At 63.8% G+C, this 16767-nt stretch carries 20 protein-coding genes; 8 read left to right on the top strand and 12 right to left on the bottom strand.

The window, feature by feature from the left end; all coding sequences use genetic code 11:
* Positions 1-192: 192 nt before the first annotated feature.
* Positions 193-528 (bottom strand): hypothetical protein, encoded by a 336-nt coding sequence (locus CDQ92_RS05070; protein WP_088440235.1) that lies wholly within the window; start codon positions 526-528, stop codon positions 193-195.
* A gap of 83 nt (positions 529-611) precedes the next feature.
* Between CDQ92_RS05070 and CDQ92_RS05065 the strand changes: the two genes are divergently transcribed.
* Positions 612-1535: a LysR family transcriptional regulator gene (locus tag CDQ92_RS05065; RefSeq protein WP_088440234.1), complete on the top strand. Its 924-nt coding sequence runs from the start codon at positions 612-614 to the stop codon at positions 1533-1535.
* 127 nt (positions 1536-1662) lie between these two features.
* A complete protein-coding gene (locus CDQ92_RS05060) occupies positions 1663-2430 on the top strand; it encodes a sulfite exporter TauE/SafE family protein (RefSeq protein WP_088440233.1) in 768 nt (255 codons plus the stop codon).
* A gap of 122 nt (positions 2431-2552) precedes the next feature.
* On the opposite strand, the gene CDQ92_RS05055 is transcribed toward CDQ92_RS05060, so the two are convergent.
* Positions 2553-3104 carry a hypothetical protein gene (locus CDQ92_RS05055; protein WP_088440232.1) on the bottom strand — a complete coding sequence of 184 codons (552 nt, stop codon included), beginning with the start codon at positions 3102-3104 and terminating at the stop codon, positions 2553-2555.
* A gap of 192 nt (positions 3105-3296) precedes the next feature.
* On the opposite strand from CDQ92_RS05055, the gene CDQ92_RS05050 reads away from it, so the two are divergent.
* Entirely contained in the window at positions 3297-4433 is a 1137-nt protein-coding gene (locus CDQ92_RS05050) for a beta-ketoacyl-ACP synthase III (protein WP_088440231.1), read from the top strand.
* Positions 4434-4524: 91 nt separating this feature from the next.
* Here CDQ92_RS05050 and CDQ92_RS05045 read toward each other — a convergent pair whose 3' ends face one another.
* The 5 genes from CDQ92_RS05045 to hisB form a co-directional block, all read right to left on the bottom strand.
* Positions 4525-5619 (bottom strand): calcium:cation antiporter, encoded by a 1095-nt coding sequence (locus CDQ92_RS05045; RefSeq protein ID WP_088440230.1) that lies wholly within the window; start codon positions 5617-5619, stop codon positions 4525-4527.
* A 56-nt stretch (positions 5620-5675) separates the two neighbouring features.
* Positions 5676-6440 (bottom strand): imidazole glycerol phosphate synthase subunit HisF, encoded by a 765-nt coding sequence (gene hisF / locus CDQ92_RS05040; protein ID WP_088440229.1) that lies wholly within the window; start codon positions 6438-6440, stop codon positions 5676-5678.
* A gap of 115 nt (positions 6441-6555) precedes the next feature.
* Positions 6556-7290: a 1-(5-phosphoribosyl)-5-[(5-phosphoribosylamino)methylideneamino]imidazole-4-carboxamide isomerase gene (gene hisA / locus CDQ92_RS05035; protein ID WP_088440228.1), complete on the bottom strand. Its 735-nt coding sequence runs from the start codon at positions 7288-7290 to the stop codon at positions 6556-6558.
* A complete protein-coding gene (hisH, locus tag CDQ92_RS05030) occupies positions 7278-7886 on the bottom strand; it encodes an imidazole glycerol phosphate synthase subunit HisH (RefSeq protein WP_088440227.1) in 609 nt (202 codons plus the stop codon). The genes hisA and hisH overlap by 13 nt, the downstream gene beginning before the upstream one ends.
* Before the next feature lie 9 nt (positions 7887-7895).
* A complete protein-coding gene (gene hisB, locus CDQ92_RS05025; protein WP_088440226.1) occupies positions 7896-8483 on the bottom strand; it encodes an imidazoleglycerol-phosphate dehydratase HisB in 588 nt (195 codons plus the stop codon).
* Between the two features lie 87 nt (positions 8484-8570).
* Here hisB and CDQ92_RS05020 point away from each other — a divergent pair, with 87 nt between their 5' ends.
* The 4 genes from CDQ92_RS05020 to CDQ92_RS05005 are packed head-to-tail and all read left to right on the top strand — an operon-like array spanning position 8571 to position 11169.
* The gene (locus CDQ92_RS05020) at positions 8571-9053 is read left to right on the top strand and encodes an SspB family protein (protein ID WP_088440225.1); all 483 of its coding nucleotides are present in this window, start codon (positions 8571-8573) and stop codon (positions 9051-9053) included.
* 4 nt (positions 9054-9057) lie between these two features.
* Complete coding sequence (locus tag CDQ92_RS05015) at positions 9058-9369, top strand: hypothetical protein (protein ID WP_088440224.1); 312 nt, start codon at positions 9058-9060, stop codon at positions 9367-9369.
* The gene (gene fumC / locus CDQ92_RS05010) at positions 9366-10781 is read left to right on the top strand and encodes a class II fumarate hydratase (protein ID WP_088440223.1); all 1416 of its coding nucleotides are present in this window, start codon (positions 9366-9368) and stop codon (positions 10779-10781) included. Before CDQ92_RS05015 ends, fumC begins: the two co-directional genes overlap by 4 nt.
* 22 nt (positions 10782-10803) lie before the next feature.
* A complete protein-coding gene (locus CDQ92_RS05005) occupies positions 10804-11169 on the top strand; it encodes a hypothetical protein (protein WP_088440222.1) in 366 nt (121 codons plus the stop codon).
* Positions 11170-11251: 82 nt separating this feature from the next.
* Here the strand turns inward: CDQ92_RS05005 and CDQ92_RS05000 are convergent, their stop codons facing one another.
* Positions 11252-11815, bottom strand: a complete 564-nt coding sequence (locus tag CDQ92_RS05000; protein WP_088440221.1) for a DUF2585 domain-containing protein — start codon at positions 11813-11815, stop codon at positions 11252-11254.
* Positions 11816-11867: 52 nt separating this feature from the next.
* On the opposite strand from CDQ92_RS05000, the gene gmk reads away from it, so the two are divergent.
* Positions 11868-12536 carry a guanylate kinase gene (gene gmk, locus CDQ92_RS04995; protein ID WP_088440220.1) on the top strand — a complete coding sequence of 223 codons (669 nt, stop codon included), beginning with the start codon at positions 11868-11870 and terminating at the stop codon, positions 12534-12536.
* A gap of 192 nt (positions 12537-12728) precedes the next feature.
* Here the strand turns inward: gmk and CDQ92_RS04990 are convergent, their stop codons facing one another.
* From CDQ92_RS04990 to CDQ92_RS04975, 4 genes are all read right to left on the bottom strand, one after another.
* The gene (locus CDQ92_RS04990; RefSeq protein ID WP_088440219.1) at positions 12729-13166 is read right to left on the bottom strand and encodes an acyl-CoA thioesterase; all 438 of its coding nucleotides are present in this window, start codon (positions 13164-13166) and stop codon (positions 12729-12731) included.
* 1 nt (position 13167) lies between these two features.
* Entirely contained in the window at positions 13168-13950 is a 783-nt protein-coding gene (locus CDQ92_RS04985; RefSeq protein ID WP_088440218.1) for an SDR family NAD(P)-dependent oxidoreductase, read from the bottom strand.
* A gap of 104 nt (positions 13951-14054) precedes the next feature.
* A complete protein-coding gene (locus CDQ92_RS04980; RefSeq protein WP_088440217.1) occupies positions 14055-15224 on the bottom strand; it encodes an acetyl-CoA C-acetyltransferase in 1170 nt (389 codons plus the stop codon).
* A gap of 114 nt (positions 15225-15338) precedes the next feature.
* Positions 15339-16493: an acyl-CoA dehydrogenase family protein gene (locus CDQ92_RS04975; RefSeq protein WP_088440216.1), complete on the bottom strand. Its 1155-nt coding sequence runs from the start codon at positions 16491-16493 to the stop codon at positions 15339-15341.
* Positions 16494-16767: the final 274 nt, after the last annotated feature.

Raw genomic sequence — 16767 nt, 5'->3', positions numbered from 1 at the left:
GGAGCCAATTATTTATGTGAAATTCGTCCTTATGGTCTGGTATTTTCACTACCGTCGTCGCTGACCCCGAATATCTGGCGCGTAAACAAATGGGGCGGCCTCTGTGTGAGTGCCGCCCCAGTTTAGTGGAACCGTCGGGAGAGGGAGAGGACGGTCCGGAGATTGGTGTCTTGTTTGGCTTAGCGGTTCGTCTTAGCGCGACGCCATCTGGCTGTCGGTTTCGACTTCGGCGACGCCGGCGATCTTCAGCGCGGCGCGGAACTGCTTGGCGGCGGCGCGTTCGTTGCCCGCTTCGCACAGCTTCTTGCCGGTCGAAACGAAACGCTTGGCGCTCGCCTGCTTGCCGCCTTCGACGCCGCCAGCGGCGACATGGGCCTGTTCGGCGAGACCGGCGCAGCGATAGTCGCTGCCCGACTGGGCGTAAGCAGGGCTTGCCGTAGCGATCAGGCCGGTGAAGGCCAGCGCCGACGCGGCTACGATGGCGAACGCGGCAGGAAAGCGGCGGAATGAGGAGATCTGATAGGCCATGGGAGAGAGTCCTTTCGTTTTGTTGTGCAACCTTTTTAGGCGCGGTTGCGCAGATAGATAATCCACTATAATCTGCAAGTGCTTTGAAGCAGGATTTAACAATCCCCCATGGGGCGCTCGACGGGATCGAAGCTTTCCTGCGCGTCGCGGAACGGCGGAGTTTTTCCGCCGCCGCATCCGATCTGGGGGTATCGCCCTCGGCGATCAGCCAGACGATCAAGGGGCTGGAAGCACGCGTCGGCGCGCCTTTGTTCATGCGCACGACACGCAGCGTCGGACTGACGCAAGCGGGCGAGATGTTCTTCGAGCGCGCCGCCCCCGCCTATTCGGGACTGGCCGAAGCCTATGAAGCAGCGCGCAACCTGGGCAACCGGCCCGCCGGACGGCTACGCATCAACCTGATGCGCGGCGCGATCCAGCCTTTGTTCGAACCGATCATCGCTGGATTTTGCGATACCTATCCCGAGATCGAGCTGGAGATTTACGCCGACGACGCGCTGTCGGACCTGAACGCCGGGGGATTCGACGCCGGGGTACGGATGGGCGAATCGCTTGAGGCCGATATGGTTGCGGTGCGCCTGTCGGGGGCGTTCCGCTTCGTCGCGGTCGCAGCGCCTGCCTATCTCGAACGCTATGGAATGCCGCAGCGCCCCGAAGAATTGCGCACGCATCGCTGTGTACGAATGCGGCTGTCGAGCGGCGCGATGCTGCCATGGACGTTCGTCGACGGGAATCGCGAGTTCGATGTCCCGGTGACCGGCCCGGTCATCGTCAACGATTTTGCCGGGATCATGGTCGCGGTGCGCAGCGGCATCGCAATGGGCATGGTTGCCGAACCCGTGGTCCATGAACATATCGAACGCGGCGACCTGAAACTGGTGCTCGGTGATTTTGCGCCGAGCAGTGCCGGACTGTTCCTCTATTACCCTAGCCGCAAGCAGGTGATGCCCAAGCTACGTGCGTTCATCGATTATGCGCGCGAATATCTGCCCGACGATCTGATCTGAGTCGCCGCAGCGCAGCCCTCATTTCGGCGCGCAAACAAATCCCTCCACCGGCAGCAGAAAAATTGGACTCGCCTAGCGGGATGAATCCCGGCAGCAGGTTCTCAACTTATTAGGTTGGGATGATCCTGTGATCGATTTTGCGGCCATCGACTTTACCGCCTTGCTCCCCTTCATCCTGATTGGCTTTGCTGCGCAGCTGGTCGATGGCGCGCTGGGTATGGCGTTTGGGGTGATATGTAACACCTTGCTCGTCGCGGTGCTGGGCGTGCCGCCCGCGACCGCATCGGCGCGCATTCATGTCGTCGAGATTTTCACCACCGGCGCATCGGGGTTGAGCCACTTGTTTCACGGCAATATCGACTGGCCACTGTTCTGGCGCCTGCTGATCCCCGGAGTGATCGGCGGGGTGCTAGGCGCGTATATGCTGACCTCGCTCGACGCCGATGTCGTAAAGCCGTTCGTGCTTGGTTACCTCGTGCTGATCGGCATCTGGCTGCTGGTGCGCGGGGTCCTTTATCCACCGAAGATCTCCACACCCAAAGTCGTCGCCCCATTGGCGGTCGTGGGCGGCTTCCTGGATGCCGCGGGTGGCGGCGGTTGGGGGCCGGTTGTGACTTCGAACCTGCTCGTTCAGGGCGGCGAACCGCGCAAGATCGTCGGCACCGTCAACAGCGTCGAGTTCTTCCTGGCGGTTGCGGTGTCGATCGCTTTTATCGCCAATCTCGGCTTCGAAGAAATCCTCGGCCCAACGCTGGGGCTGATCATCGGCGGCGTCGCGGCGGCGCCGCTCGGTGCCTTTATGGCCAAGCGCTTTTCGCCCAAGGTCATGCTGGTAATGGTCGGGGTGGTGCTGACCGCGACGAGTGCGTTTGGGCTGTATCGGGCGTTGGTATAGATTGGGGTATAGGATTGGGGCCTATATTTTTCGTCATTGCGAGCGCAGCGAAGCAATCCAGGGCGGTTGACGCCACTCTGGATTGCCGCGTCGCCCTCGGCTTCTCGCAATAACGGCTCAAATCAATTCGCCGGCTTGGTCTCGTCGATCTTCTCGACCCACTCCGGGTAGAAGCTCGGCTCGCGCGCTGACCAGCCCGGAGCGGTCGCGGCGGCTTCGCTGATCGACTGGAGCAGCAAGCGCCGCTTGTCGGGGTGGAGATGCGGCAGCGAGGCCGCGGCGCAGAAGGCGCCAGGCAGCCACGGCCGCGCATGCGCGCCGAGCAGGCGTTCATAGAGGAAGCGGTAAGAGGCGAAGCCCGGCAGGCGGTCCTGCCCCAGATCGAACGCCGACACCGCGACGAGCGGCGCCATGAAGCCTTCGAGCGCATCGAGGCCGCTGTCATCGGGAATATGCGCGCGGATGTCGGTTATCCGCTGATAGACGCGGGCCTGGACGCGGATCGCGGTTTCCTCGACCATGTCGCGCGACCAGCGGGCGATCGCATCGTCGCGTTCCAGCCCGATGTCGAGCGAGCGGCGGATGTACCGCTGCGTCGCCGCCGGAAAGGCCGCAAATTCCTTGATTTCCGCAATCGACAGATCACCGGCTGCCGGTCCCGAACGCGTCGCCATGGTCGTGCTCCTGCACGGCGCCCGGGGAGCCATCCCCCCGGAGGCCTGCAACTCTGCAATCTGCCACTAAAATGGTTAGCGGCGGGTTAACCATGGCGTCGGCAATCGTTCAGCCATTCGAGGGCGTTGCGCGGCGGCGCGAGCGGGCCTAATCAGCGGGCCTTGAAACCATAAGACACATGCAGGTCCATCATGTCGCACACACCGCAGCCAGTCATTTCCGCGACCGGCCTGTTCACCCCCGCCGAACGCATCGCCAACGAAGAACTTGTTGCGAGTTTTAACGCGTATGTTGCATTGCACAATAGGGAAAATGCCGCCGCGATCGCGGCAGGCGAAATCGCCGAACTGACTGAGTCCAGTGTCGAATTCATCGAAAAGGCGAGCGGGATCGGATCGCGCTTCGTCGTCGACAAGGCGGGCATCCTTGATCCCACGCATATGGCACCGCGCCTGCCCGAACGCAGCAATGACGAGTTGTCGGTCCTGGCCGAAATCGGCGTTGCGGCGGCGAAGGATGCGCTGGCGCGGGCCGGGCGCGATGCGGCTGACGTCGACGCAGTGCTGTGCGCGGCATCGAACATGCAGCGCGCCTATCCGGCGATGGCGGTCGAGATTCAGGACGCGCTGGGCATCGACGGGTTCGGGTTCGACATGAACGTCGCCTGCTCGTCGGCGACCTTTGGCATCCAGACTGCCGCCGACTATATCCGCGCGGGACATGCGAAGAGCGTGCTGGTGGTGAACCCAGAAATCTGTTCAGGCCACCTCAACTGGCGCGACCGCGACAGCCATTTCATCTTTGGCGACGTCGCGACCGCGATCCTGGTCGAGGACAAGGCGATCGCGCCTGCGGGACATTGGAACATCCTTGGCACCAAGCTCAAGACGGTCTTTTCGAACAATATCCGCAACAATTTCGGCTTCCTCAACCGCGCCCATGGCGGGATCGATCAGGGTGGGCCGAAGAGCGATAAATTGTTCGTCCAGGAAGGCCGCAAGGTGTTCAAGGAAGTCGTGCCGATGGTCGCGAACATGATCGTCGAGCAGATGCAGGTGCTGGGGCTGACGGGCAGCGACATGCGGCGGTTGTGGCTGCACCAGGCGAACGCCAACATGAACCGCCTGATTGCCCAAAGGGTTTTGGGGCATGAAGCGAGCGACGACGAAAGCCCGACAGTGCTCGACACCTATGGCAACACGTCGAGCGCCGGGTCGATCATCGCTTTTCACCTGAACCATGCGGATATGGTCGCGGGCGACACCGGACTGATCTGTTCGTTCGGGGCGGGCTATTCGGCGGGAACAGTGTTCGTGCGGAAGACATAGCGTCGCCGCCACGCAGGCGGGGGCTGTTGTCGGCCTTACCCAGCGATGAAAGCTTGGACATCCAGCTGCCCCCGCTGCGCGGGGGCAGCCATCAGGGCACGAAGGTCGTGAACAGATAGATCGCGAACAGCATCAGGTGGATCACGCCCTGCAATACCGTGGTGCGCCCATTCGCCAGCGTCTGTGACGCGACGATCAGCGACAGGAACAATAGCACGGTCGATTTGGCATCGAGGCCAAGGCTGATCGGCATGTCCGTGAGGATCGACAGCACCGCGACCGCGGGGATGGTGAGACCGATCGTCGCGAGCGCTGACCCCAGTGCGAGGTTGAGGCTGGTCTGGAGCCGGTCGGCCTTCGCCGCGCGCACCGCCGCCAGCCCTTCCGGCGCGAGGATAAGCGCCGCGATCAACACGCCGAGCACCGCGGGCGGCGCTCCCCAATCGGCGAGCAACACCCCCATCACCGGCGACAGATTTTTTGCGAGGAGAACAACCGCGACAAGGCTGGCCAGCAACAATGCGCCGGAAATGGCGGTGCGCTGAATTGTGGGCGGTTCGGCATGGGCGTCGGGGACCCCGTCGCCATCGGCATCGGCGTCGGGTTCAGGCAGGAAATAATCGCGGTGACGCACCGTCTGGACCAGCGCGAAGGTCGCGTAGAGGATGAGCGACACGACCGCGACAAAGCCAAGCTGCACGGGCGTATAGTAGGAACCGGGGGCGCTCGACGTAAAATTGGGCAGCACCAGCGTGACGACGGTGAGCACCGTCAATGTCGCGAGCGCGGCGCCCATCCCGGTGCGCTGGAAGCGCTGTTCGTGATGGCGGATCGCGCCGCTGAGCAGGCAAAGCCCCAGCAACAGGTTCACGATGACCATCACCGCGGCGAACACCGTATCGCGCGCCAGCGTCTGCGCCTTTTCGGGTTCGGCCTGCATCAAGGTGAGGATCAGCCCGACCTCGATCACGGTGACCGCGAGCGCCAGGATCAGGGTGCCAAACGGTTCGCCGACGCGGTGTGCGATCACTTCGGCATGGTGGACCGCTGCGACGACCGCGCCCATCAGGATGACGGCGACGAACCAGGCATTGAGAGGCATCGCGAGACTGGCGAGCGCGGCGACGAAGCCGAGGATCGGGAAAATTTCGTTGGCGCGGCGCGACAGGCGGAGTTGGGCGATCATCGGGCTGCTATTGCAGCCCCGCTTCCGCCTGACCAGCCCCGATGCGAGGAGATCCGTCAGTGGGCGCGGACGGGCAATCCGGCCGCGGCCAGCCGCGCATGGGCTTCGGCGATCGTCGCTTCGCCGAAGTGGAAGATGCTGGCGGCGAGGACCGCGCTGGCGCCGCCTTCCAGCACGCCCGCGACCAGATGGTCGAGGTTGCCAACCCCGCCGCTGGCGATCACCGGCACGCTGACAGCGTCGGCGATCGCGCGCGTGAGCGCGAGGTCATAGCCGTCCTTGGTGCCATCGCGGTCCATGCTGGTGACAAGCAATTCGCCCGCGCCAAGCGTGGCAAGCCGAACGGCATGTTCGAGCGCGTCGATACCCGTCGGTGTCCGCCCGCCATGGGTGAAGATTTCCCAGCGACCATCGGCCACGCGCCGCGCGTCGATGCTGCCGACCGCGCACTGGCTGCCGAAGCGGTCGGCGATGTCGGCGACGAGTTCGGGGCGCGCGACCGCCGCGCTGTTCACCGCAACCTTGTCGGCGCCCGCGAGCAGCAGCGCGCGCGCATCGTCGGCGCTGCGCACGCCGCCGCCGACAGTGAGCGGCATGAAGCAGACTTCGGCGGTGCGGCTGACCATGTCGAGCAGGGTGCCGCGGCCCTGGTGGCTGGCGGAAATATCAAGGAAGCACAGCTCGTCGGCGCCCGCAGCGTCATAAGCCCGCGCCGCCTCGACCGGGTCGCCGGCGTCGCGCAGGTCGACAAAATTGACGCCCTTGACGACGCGGCCGTCGGCAACGTCGAGACAGGGGATGACGCGGATGCGGACGGTCATTCAGACGGCCTCTCGTTCCCGTTCGTGTCGAACGGAATCGAGACACCGCGAAGAGGGGCGCCCAGCGATGACGTGTCTCGACTACGCTCGATACGAACGGAAGTGGGGTTGTCTCTCATCCCTGCCCCGCGGCAATCGCTTCGGCGAGATCGAGACGCCCGTCGTAAAGCGCGCGTCCGGTGATAACGCCTTCGATGCCGTCGGCGACATGCGGGCGCAGCGCGTGGATGTCATGGATGTCGGCGACCCCGCCCGACGCAATCACAGGAATGGCCACTGCGCGCGCCAAGGCGACCGTCGCCTCGACGTTGCAGCCCTTGAGCAATCCATCGCGGCCGACGTCGGTGAACAGCAGCGCGGCAACGCCGGCATCCTCAAAGCGCCGCGCCAGATCCTCGACGCGAACGTCCGACACATCGGCCCAGCCCTCGGTCGCAACCATGCCGTCGCGGGCATCTACCCCGACGACGATCCGCCCAGGCAAGTCGCGCGCGGCCGATTTGACGAATTCGGGGTCTTTGAGCGCTGCGGTGCCGATGATCACGCGGTCGACGCCAAGCGCGAGCCAGCGATCGACCCCGGCGCGGTCGCGGATGCCGCCGCCGACCTGCACCTTGCCCGGGAAAGCCGCGATGATGCTTTCCACCGCGGTGCCGTTGACGCTGGCTCCCGCAAAGGCGCCATCGAGGTCGACAACATGGAGGTGCGTTGCGCCCGCCTTTGCGAACAACCGCGCCTGCGCCGCCGGATCGTCACCATAGACGGTCGCGCGATCCATATCGCCCTCGGCGAGGCGCACCACCTGCCCGCCCTTGAGGTCGATCGCGGGGAAGATGGTCAGGGCCGCCACATCAAAAACCTTTCGAGCGTCGCGAGGCCGTAAGCCTGGCTTTTTTCGGGGTGGAACTGGACGCCGATCATATTGTCGCGGCCGACGGCGGCATTGAAGACGCCGCCATGGCTGCTTGTCGCGAGCACGTCGGCGGTGTCGGCGAAATGATAGCCGTGCAGGAAATAGGCTTCACCCGCCGCGATCACCGGATGCGGGATGCTGGGGACGACGTCGTTCCAGCCCATGTGCGGGATGCGCAGCGCAGGCGCGGGATCAAAGGCGCGGACCGTGCCGCCGATCCAGCCGAGCCCGGCGTGGCGCCCATGCTCCTCGCCCGCATCGGCGAGCAATTGCATGCCGACGCAAATACCGAGGAAGGGCGCGCCGTCGGCGCGAACGCGGCGCTCCATCGCTTCGACGAGGCCGGGGATTGCGACTAGCCCGTTCATACAGGCAGCGAACGCCCCGACGCCGGGCAGCACGATACGATCGGCCTTGGCGACAATATCGGGATCAGCAGTGACCGCCACATCAGCAGCGCCTGCCGCGACGAGCGCATTATGCACCGAGCGAAGATTGCCCGCGCCATAGTCGATCAGGGCAATGGCAGTCATCGACTAGTCCTAGAGGACACCCTTCGTGCTGGGGATCGCATCACCCTTGCGCGGGTCGATCTCGACCGCCTGGCGCAGCGCGCGCGCGAGTGCTTTGTACATGCTTTCGGCAATGTGGTGGTTGTTCTCGCCGTAGAGCGTCTCGATGTGCAGCGTGATCCCGGCGGTCTGGGCAAAGCTGTGGAACCAGTGCGGGAACATCTCGGTGTCCATCTCACCCAATCGCGGCTGCGAGAAGCTGGATTTGTAAACGCAGTGCGGGCGCCCCGAAATGTCGAGCACGCAGCGCGTCAGCGTCTCGTCCATCGGCGCATGCGCTTCGCCATAGCGGGCGATGCCGCGCTTGTCGCCGAGCGCCTTCGCCATCGCTTCGCCGAGCGCGAGCGCCGAATCCTCGACCGTGTGGTGCTGGTCGATATGCAGATCGCCCTTCACCTGCATCGAAATGTCGATCAGCGAGTGACGCGACAATTGTTCGACCATATGGTCGAGGAAACCGATGCCGGTGGACACCGCATAGTCGCCGGTGCCGTCGAGGTTGACGGCAATTGCGATGTCGGTTTCCTTGGTCGTGCGCTGGACGGTTGCGGTTCGCATGGACTGCCCCATAGCAGCCACTTTTCACCATGCAAGGCGACTCTCCCCCCTTGACCCATCCGCCCGCTCCGTTCATCCCCCTGCCCCATGAGTGACGAAGTCCGCGACAGCCTGATTCCCTATGACGAAATCGTGCAGGACGCGCTGCGCGCCGTGGTCGGCCGTGTGCTGCGCCAGATCGAAGGCTACGACAGCCTGCCCGGCGAGCATCATTTCTATATCACGTTCAAGACGCAGGCCGCGGGGGTTAACATTCCGGCGCATCTGATCGCCAAATTTCCCGACGAAATGACGATCGTGCTGCAGAACCGTTTCTGGGATCTGAAAGTCGCTGACGACCATTTCAGTGTCGGGCTGTCGTTCAACCAGACACCGTCGATCCTGACGATTCCCTATGCGGCGATCACTGCCTTCGTCGATCCATCGGTTGATTTCGGTCTGCAATTCCAGGTCAGCGACGACGAGGCGACCGCACCTGAACCGCATGACGAGGCCGACAACGACCGCCCTGACGTGACGAACGAAGACGGGTCGAACGTCGTGACGGTGGATTTCGGCAAGCGGAAATAACGCCGTGGCGTCGCCATGGCCCCCCAGCCGGTTCTGGCAATATTGGGCCCTCGCCGGGATGCTGGTGCTGACCGCCGCCTTTTGGTGGAGCGTCGAGGGCTTGACGCTGTTCGAGGACGGTGCCGCACGCGGTCAGATCGCCGACGGCCTGCTGCGCTTCAGCCTGTTGATATTGACCCCTGCACTGGTCCTCGTCTGGCTGCTCGCGGCCTGGCTGCGTCGCCGCGTTGGTGAAACGGGGTATTGGAAGATGCTCGGCCTCGTCACGATGATCTGGGGCGGGTCGGTGCTCGTGACGCGGACTTTGATGGGATGAGCGGAACGCGGACCGAGACCGACAGCATCGGGGCGATCGAAGTTGCGGCCGACGCCTATTGGGGCGCGCAGACCGAACGGAGCCGCCATAATTTCGCCTTTCCGGCGCACGAGCGCATGCCGCTGCCGATCGTCCACGCGCTCGCGCGTATCAAGGGTGCAGCGGCGCGGATCAACCGCGCGCATGGGCTCGATGGCAATCTGGCCGACGCGATTGCCGCCGCCGCCGAAGCCGTCGCGGCTGGACGATATGACGACCAGTTTCCGCTCGCCATCTGGCAGACGGGGAGCGGCACGCAGACGAATATGAACGCCAATGAGGTGATCGCGGGGATCGCCAACGAAGCGCTGGCGGGGACACGCGGCGGCAAGGCGCCGGTCCATCCCAACGACCATGTCAACATGGGCCAGTCGTCAAACGACAGTTTCCCGACCGCAATCCATGTCGCGGTGGCGGTCGAAACCATGACACGGCTGCTGCCCGCGCTGATCGCGCTGACCGATGCACTGGCAGCGAAAGCGGCGGCATGGAGCGACATCGTCAAAATCGGTCGCACCCATTTGCAGGACGCGACGCCGCTGACGCTGGGGCAGGAGTTTTCGGGCTATGTCGCGCAGCTGATCGCGTGCCGGGCGCGGATCGAGGGGGCGTTGGCGCATAATATCAACAAGCTGGCACAGGGCGGCACCGCGGTCGGTACCGGGCTCAACGCGCCTGCGGGCTTCGACGTCGCAATCGCCGCGGAGCTGAGCCGCGCGACCGGAATCGCGTTCGAACCGGCGCGCAACAAGTTTGAAGCACTGGGGTCGAACGACGGACTCGTGTTTTTCTCCGGCGCGCTGAATACGCTCGCCGTGGCGCTGACCAAGATCGCGAATGACATCCGCCTGCTCGGATCGGGGCCGCGCGCGGGGCTGGGCGAGCTCGACCTGCCCGCAAACGAGCCGGGCAGCTCGATCATGCCCGGCAAGGTCAATCCGACGCAGTGCGAGATGCTCACGATGGTCGCGGGCCAGGTCATCGGCAATCATCAGGCGGTGACCGTCGGCGGCATGCAGGGGCATCTGGAGCTCAATGTCTTCAAGCCGCTGATCGGCGCCAATGTGCTGCGTTCGATCGATCTGATGGCGATCGGGATGGCGGGTTTCACCCAGCATTGCGTGGCGGGACTCGAACCCAATCACGCCCGCATCGACGAACTGATGAGCCGCTCGCTGATGCTTGTCACCGCGCTCGCCCCTGAAATCGGTTATGACAAGGCGGCGAAGATCGCCAAGCACGCGCATGAAAGCGGCACCACCTTGAAGGAAGCGGCGCTGGGTCTTGGCTATGTCGATGCCGCGACCTTCGACCGGCTGGTCGATCCGCGGATGATGCTTGGGCCGGAACCCGAAGCCCCCTCGGCGAATTGATAGGGGAGAAGGAGATTTGGGCATGATTGGCAGGATCGTTGGCGGCGTGCTGGGTAGCGCAATCGGACGGAAACAGGGCAATCACCCGGTTGCCGGCGCGGTGATCGGCGCGGGCGCGCTGTTTGCGGCGCGGCGGTTGTTTCCGCAGCGCTATGCCGCGATGGCGGCTTGGGCCGCCGCGGGCTATCTGACCAAGAAATGGGCTGAGCGCGCCGAGGCGCGTCAGGCCGCAGAAGCCGCGCATGCGATCGACCCGCAACTGGCGCAGGCCGGGGTCGTCGACAGCTATGCCGGAACCGCGGACCATGGCCCCGACGGGCAGACGATGGGCGACGCATTGCCCCCCGCCATCCCGCTCGACGATCAGCGGCCGAGCGCCATCCACTGATGAGGAACCGGTACCTTGCCATCGCCGCCGCCCACTGGTTTACATAGGCAATAACGGACGGGGAGGTATGGCGCTGGGCAGCCTATGATCCCGCCTGCCACTCCTTGATCGCCTCGACCGGCGACACGAGCATCAGCACGTTGAGGGTCAGATTGTCGCGGATCGTCCACAGGGTAAACAGTTCGAAGACGATCGCGATAGAAACCGTCATCCACCAGCGCATCCGGCTGGCAGCGAGGAAGCCCGCGATCATGAACAGCGCGTCGCTGACCGAATTGAGGATCGAATCGCCGCTGTAGCCAAACGCCATCGTTACTTCGCGATAACGGTCGATGATGATCGGCGAATTTTCGAGGATTTCCCACGCCGCCTCGATCCCGATCGCCAGCGCCAGTGCAACCCAGAGCGGCTGGCGCGGCATCAGCCAGCGGCCGAGGCCGTAGAAGATGAAGCCGTGGATGATGTGGCTGAAACTGTACCAGTCCGAAATCTGCTGGCTGTTCTGATCCGACTGGACGGTGCCGTGCCACAGGCTGATCGTCCCGCACGGACAGATCGGCGGGCGGCCCATTGCGAACAGGATCGCGGTGAATATTGCCAATAATGCCGCCGCGACCAGCCAGCCTTTACGCGAAATTCCTGCCATGCCGTGTCCCCTTCGCGCTTGACCGCTGGCGCGCCTTTCGCGAATAGCGGCCATGGCTGAAAGCGTCCACCTCGACCGCCGCGGCGTGTTGTTCGTCCTCTCCTCGCCGTCGGGCGCGGGCAAGACCACCATTTCGAAAAAGATGCTGGGGGTCGATCCCGACATCGCATTGTCGATCTCGGCCACCACCCGGCCGCCGCGCCGCGGCGAGGTCGATGGCAAAGATTATCATTTCGTAGATGTCGAAACCTTCAAGCAGATGGCCGCCGACGGCGAGTTCCTCGAATGGGCGCATGTCTTTGGCCACCGCTATGGGACGCCGCGCGCGCGGGTCGATGAATTGCTCGACGCCGGCAAGGATGTATTGTTCGACATCGACTGGCAGGGCGCGCAGCAGCTGTATCAGGAGGCCGGTCCCGATGTGGTGCGCGTCTTCGTCCTGCCGCCGACGATGGAAGAGCTGGAACGCCGCCTGCGCGCGCGCAACACCGACAGCGACGAGGTGATTGCAGCGCGGATGGCGCGCGCCGCGAACGAGATCAGTCACTGGGATGGCTATGATTATGTGCTGATCAACGATGACGTCGAAGCATGTTATGGCGCAGTGATGGCGATCCTGCGCGCCGAGCGGCTGAAGCGGCGGCGGCAGATCGGGTTGATCGGCTTCGCGCGCGATTTGATCCGGTCGGTGCCGGATACCGATACGACGATCGACGATTGATAGCGCTCCCCGTTGATGGGTCCTTGATGGGGGAGGCAGCGAGACTTGCCAGCTTGCTGGCTAAGTCGCAGCGGTGGGGATGCGGCACCGGCCTGAAACAGCGGCACGACGATGCACGGTCAACCTCATCCAATTCCGCCCAGCTGCTTCGCAGCAAGGCTGCGTATCCTTCTCCCATCAAGTGAGAAGTACCTAAACCGGCGTCACCAGATTGGCGGTCAGTTCGGCGACCATCTCGGCGCGCAGCGGTTTTGCCTGATTGTCGGTGCGGCACACGACCACCGTGTCGCAGGTCGCGATGCAGCGGCCATTCTGGAACATCGCCTGGACGATCGTCCAGCTCGAGGTGCCGAGGCGACCGATGCCGGTCGCGATCTCGACCGGATCGGGGAAATTGCCCTCGGCGAGATAATTGATCTCGACCGCGGCTACCATGGTGCGTTCGTTGCCGGGCCGCTCGCCGAGCGGGCGGACCTGGCGGTTGAGCAGCACGCGGCCGCTTTCGAACAACGCGGCAAAGGCCACATTGTTGAGGTGGCCGTTGATATCCATGTCCTGAAACCGCGTCTGAAATTCGGCGCAGACGGGGTAGCTGGCGGCCTTCAGCCGCCAGCTTTCCGGTTTGGGCATATCAGCGCGGGCCCATGCGAATCCCGCCGTCGAGGCGCACGTCTTCGCCGTTGAAATAGCCATTCTCGATCATGCACAGCGCCAGCGCGGCATATTCGGGCGGATTGCCGAGGCGCTTGGGATTGAGCACCGAAGCGCCGAGCGCATCGCGGACATTCTGCGGCGCACCCGCGAGCAGTGGGGTGTCGAAAATGCCTGGCAGGATCGTGTTGACGCGGATATTCTCGCTCGCAAGGTCACGTGCGATCGGCAGGGTCATGCCGACGACGCCGCCCTTTGACGCCGAGTAAGCGGCCTGCCCGATCTGGCCGTCCTCAGCCGCGACCGACGCGGTGTTGACGATCGCGCCGCGCTCGCCGTCTTCCATCGGGTCGAGAGTCAGCATGCCGGCCGCCGACTTGGCGATGCAGCGGAAGGTGCCGACGAGGTTGATCTGGATGATCCAGTTGAAGGCATCGAGCGGGAAATGCTTGATGCTGCCGTCTTCCTTGCTGCGGCTCGCAGTCTTGATCGCGTTGCCGGTGCCGGCGCAATTTACGAGGATACGCTCCTGGCCGATCGCTTCGCGCGATTTGGCGAAAGCGGCATCGACCGATGCATCGTCGGTGACATTGCATTCGCAGAACACCCCGCCGAGCTCTGCGGCGAGCGCGGTGCCCTTTTCTTCCTGCAGGTCGAAGATCGCGACCTTGACGCCTTTCGCAGCGAGCGCGCGCGCAGTGGCGGCACCGAGGCCTGAGGCGCCGCCGGTGACGACGGCGGATACCGTGGAATCGAGTTTCATATCATTCTCCCTTAAATCGTCGCCCCCGCGAAGACGGGGGCCGTTGGCAGCTTTGCGCTACCCCGATAGCGGCCCCCGCCTCCGCGGGGGCGACGCCAGATCTCTTACAACCGCTCGATGATCGTGACGTTGGCCTGACCGCCACCTTCGCACATCGTTTGCAGGCCATATTTGCCGCCGGTTGCGTCGAGCACGCCGAGCAGGGTCGCCATCAGCTTGGTGCCGCTGGCCCCGAGCGGGTGGCCGAGCGCGATCGCGCCGCCATGCTGGTTAAGACGCGCGTGATCGGCGCCAAGATATTTGAGCCACGCGAGCGGCACCGGGGCGAAGGCTTCGTTGACCTCGTAAGCGTCGATATCCTCGATCCGCATTCCGGCGCGCTTCAGCGCCTTTTCGGTCGCGAACAACGGTTCTTCAAGCATGATCACCGGGTCGCCCGCGGTCACCGAGACATGATGGATGCGCGCGCGCGGGGTCAGGCCATGGTCTTTCAGCGCCTGTTCGGAGACGATCAGCGCCGCCGAGGCGCCGTCGCAGATCTGGCTCGACGAAGCGGCAGTGATTGTGCCGCCTTCCTGCAGCAATTTGACGCCCGCTATGCCCTCGAGCGTCGCATCGAAGCGGATGCCTTCGTCAACCAGGTGGGTCTGGCGGCCCTCAGGCGTGTCGATGTCGAGCCCGACGATTTCGCGCTGGAAATGGCCCGCTTCGGTCGCCGCCTTGGCGCGGCGATGGCTTTCAAAGGCATAAGCGTCGAGGTCGTCCTTGCTGAAGCCGTGCTTCTTGACGATCATTTCGGCGCCCATGAACTGACTGAACATGATGCCGGGATATTTTTCCTCGAGCCGCTCGGACTTGTAGTGGCCAAGCCCTTCCTTGATGAACAGGGTCGCGACGCTGCCCATGGGCACGCGCGTCATGCTTTCGATGCCGCTGGCGAGGACGATGTCCTGCGTTCCCGACATCACTGCCTGCGCCGCGAACATCATCGCCTGCTGCGACGAGCCGCACTGGCGGTCGATCGTCACCGCGGGAATCGAGTCGGGGAGGTTCGAGGCAAGCACGGCGTTACGGCCAAGGTCCATCGTCTGCTGCCCGCCCTGCGACACGCAGCCGGTGATGACGTCGTCGATCTTTGACGTGTCGAAATCATTGCGGTCGGCGATTGCGTCAAACACGGCAGCACCAAGATCGACGGGGTGGATGCCGGCGAGCTTGCCGCCGCGCTTGCCGCCGGCGGTGCGGACGGCGTCTACGATATAAGCATGGGCCATGGGGATAGTCCTTTCCGAGTGGTCGTCGCTCCCGCGCAGGCGGGGGCCGTTGGAGGCGTCGGGCAACGCCGAGTGTAAACGCCAGCGGCCCCCGCCTTGGCGGGGGCAATGGGCTTAAAGCTTCCGCCCGATCAGTTCCTTCATAATCTCGTTCGTGCCGCCAAAGATGCGCGTCACACGCGCGGCGCGCCAGGCGCGGGCGATCGGATATTCGTTCATATACCCCGCCCCTCCGTGAAGCTGGAGACATTTGTCCATGATTTCCCACTGCAGTTCGGTGTGCCACAGCTTCGCCGCGGCGCCCTCTTCGGGGGTCAGTTCCTTTTTCAAATGCCGCGCGAGCGCCCAGTCGAGATGCGCCCAGCCGACCTGCAATTTGGTTTTGAGGTCGGCGAGCACGAAGCGCGTGTTCTGGAAATCGAGGATTGGCTTGCCGAACGCCTTGCGGTCGCGGGTAAACTCGACGGTGTCGTCGAAGGCACGCTGCGCCGACGCCTGCGCGGACACCGCAATCGAGAGGCGTTCCTGCGGCAGCTCGCTCATCAGATAGATGAAGCCCTTGCCCTCTTCGCCCAGGCAGTTGGTGATTGGCACGCGGACGTCGTTGAAGAACATTTCCGACGTATCGGCCTCGTCCTGCCCGATCTTGTCGAGGTTGCGTCCGCGCTCATAACCATCGCGGTCGGCCTCGACGAGGACGATCGACACGCCCTTCCACGCCGGCTGGACTTCGGTATCGGTCTTGACGCAGACGAGGATCAGGTCGGCGTTCTGGCCGTTGGTGATATAGGTTTTCGACCCGTTGATGACATAATGATTGCCATCCTTTTTAGCGGTCGTGCGCATGCCCTGAAGATCGCTGCCGGTACCGGGTTCGGTCATCGCGATCGCGGTGATCACCTCGCCCGCAACCATCTTTGGCAGCCAGTGCTTCTTCTGCTCTTCGCTGCCATATTTGACGATGTAATTGGTGACGATGTCCGACTGGAGCGAGAAGCCGGTGGTGGCGCGGCCGTAATAGGCGCTCTCTTCATCGACGATCGCATTGTAACCGAAGTCGAGGCCGAGCCCGCCATATTCCTCGGGTACCGTCGGGCACAGCATGCCCAGCTCGCCCGCCTTGGGCCAGATCGACTTGGGGACGATCTTGTCCTCAGCCCATTGCGCGGCGTTGGGGGCGATCTCTTTTTCGAGGAACTGGCGCACCGTGGCGCGGAAGGCCTCATGATCGTCGGTGTAGGCGGAGCGCGACAGGTTATCGAGCGACATGGTCTTCCTTTCCCTTGCGGCAGCCGAACGCAGGCGGGGAGTCGGCCGCAACTTTTCAGTCGCCAAGAGACCTTACGTTTACGTGCACGTCAAGTGGAAAGACGTTACGGCATGAACTCTTTGCTCGCGCGGCCGACTTTCCCCGTCATCCCGGACTTGATCCGAGATCCATGCGGCGTTGACTGGCGGGCAGCGCGCGACCGCGTGAACCCCGGATCCAGTCCGGGGTGACGAAAGTGGGCGTTACCTCTCGCTCACGTTTCACCGACGAATA

The sequence above is a fragment of the Sphingopyxis bauzanensis genome (assembly GCF_002205675.1).
Lineage (GTDB): Bacteria > Pseudomonadota > Alphaproteobacteria > Sphingomonadales > Sphingomonadaceae > Sphingopyxis > Sphingopyxis bauzanensis.
The sequence above is the reverse complement of the archived record's forward strand: the minus strand, read 5'-3'. Positions and strand labels throughout refer to the sequence as shown.

What these genes read in the sequence shown, in the direction of transcription:
- CDQ92_RS05070 (WP_088440235.1), bottom strand. Translation starts at nt 528, where the DNA reads ATGGCCTATCAGATCTCCTCATTCCGCCGCTTTCCTGCCGCGTTCGCC.
- CDQ92_RS05055 (WP_088440232.1), bottom strand. Translation starts at nt 3,104, where the DNA reads ATGGCGACGCGTTCGGGACCGGCAGCCGGTGATCTGTCGATTGCGGAA.
- CDQ92_RS05050 (WP_088440231.1), top strand. Translation starts at nt 3,297, where the DNA reads ATGTCGCACACACCGCAGCCAGTCATTTCCGCGACCGGCCTGTTCACC.
- CDQ92_RS05045 (WP_088440230.1), bottom strand. Translation starts at nt 5,619, where the DNA reads ATGATCGCCCAACTCCGCCTGTCGCGCCGCGCCAACGAAATTTTCCCG.
- hisF (WP_088440229.1), bottom strand. Translation starts at nt 6,440, where the DNA reads ATGACCGTCCGCATCCGCGTCATCCCCTGTCTCGACGTTGCCGACGGC.
- hisH (WP_088440227.1), bottom strand. Translation starts at nt 7,886, where the DNA reads ATGACTGCCATTGCCCTGATCGACTATGGCGCGGGCAATCTTCGCTCG.
- hisB (WP_088440226.1), bottom strand. Translation starts at nt 8,483, where the DNA reads ATGCGAACCGCAACCGTCCAGCGCACGACCAAGGAAACCGACATCGCA.
- CDQ92_RS05020 (WP_088440225.1), top strand. Translation starts at nt 8,571, where the DNA reads ATGAGTGACGAAGTCCGCGACAGCCTGATTCCCTATGACGAAATCGTG.
- fumC (WP_088440223.1), top strand. Translation starts at nt 9,366, where the DNA reads ATGAGCGGAACGCGGACCGAGACCGACAGCATCGGGGCGATCGAAGTT.
- CDQ92_RS05005 (WP_088440222.1), top strand. Translation starts at nt 10,804, where the DNA reads ATGATTGGCAGGATCGTTGGCGGCGTGCTGGGTAGCGCAATCGGACGG.
- CDQ92_RS05000 (WP_088440221.1), bottom strand. Translation starts at nt 11,815, where the DNA reads ATGGCAGGAATTTCGCGTAAAGGCTGGCTGGTCGCGGCGGCATTATTG.
- gmk (WP_088440220.1), top strand. Translation starts at nt 11,868, where the DNA reads ATGGCTGAAAGCGTCCACCTCGACCGCCGCGGCGTGTTGTTCGTCCTC.
- CDQ92_RS04990 (WP_088440219.1), bottom strand. Translation starts at nt 13,166, where the DNA reads ATGCCCAAACCGGAAAGCTGGCGGCTGAAGGCCGCCAGCTACCCCGTC.
- CDQ92_RS04985 (WP_088440218.1), bottom strand. Translation starts at nt 13,950, where the DNA reads ATGAAACTCGATTCCACGGTATCCGCCGTCGTCACCGGCGGCGCCTCA.
- CDQ92_RS04980 (WP_088440217.1), bottom strand. Translation starts at nt 15,224, where the DNA reads ATGGCCCATGCTTATATCGTAGACGCCGTCCGCACCGCCGGCGGCAAG.
- CDQ92_RS04975 (WP_088440216.1), bottom strand. Translation starts at nt 16,493, where the DNA reads ATGTCGCTCGATAACCTGTCGCGCTCCGCCTACACCGACGATCATGAG.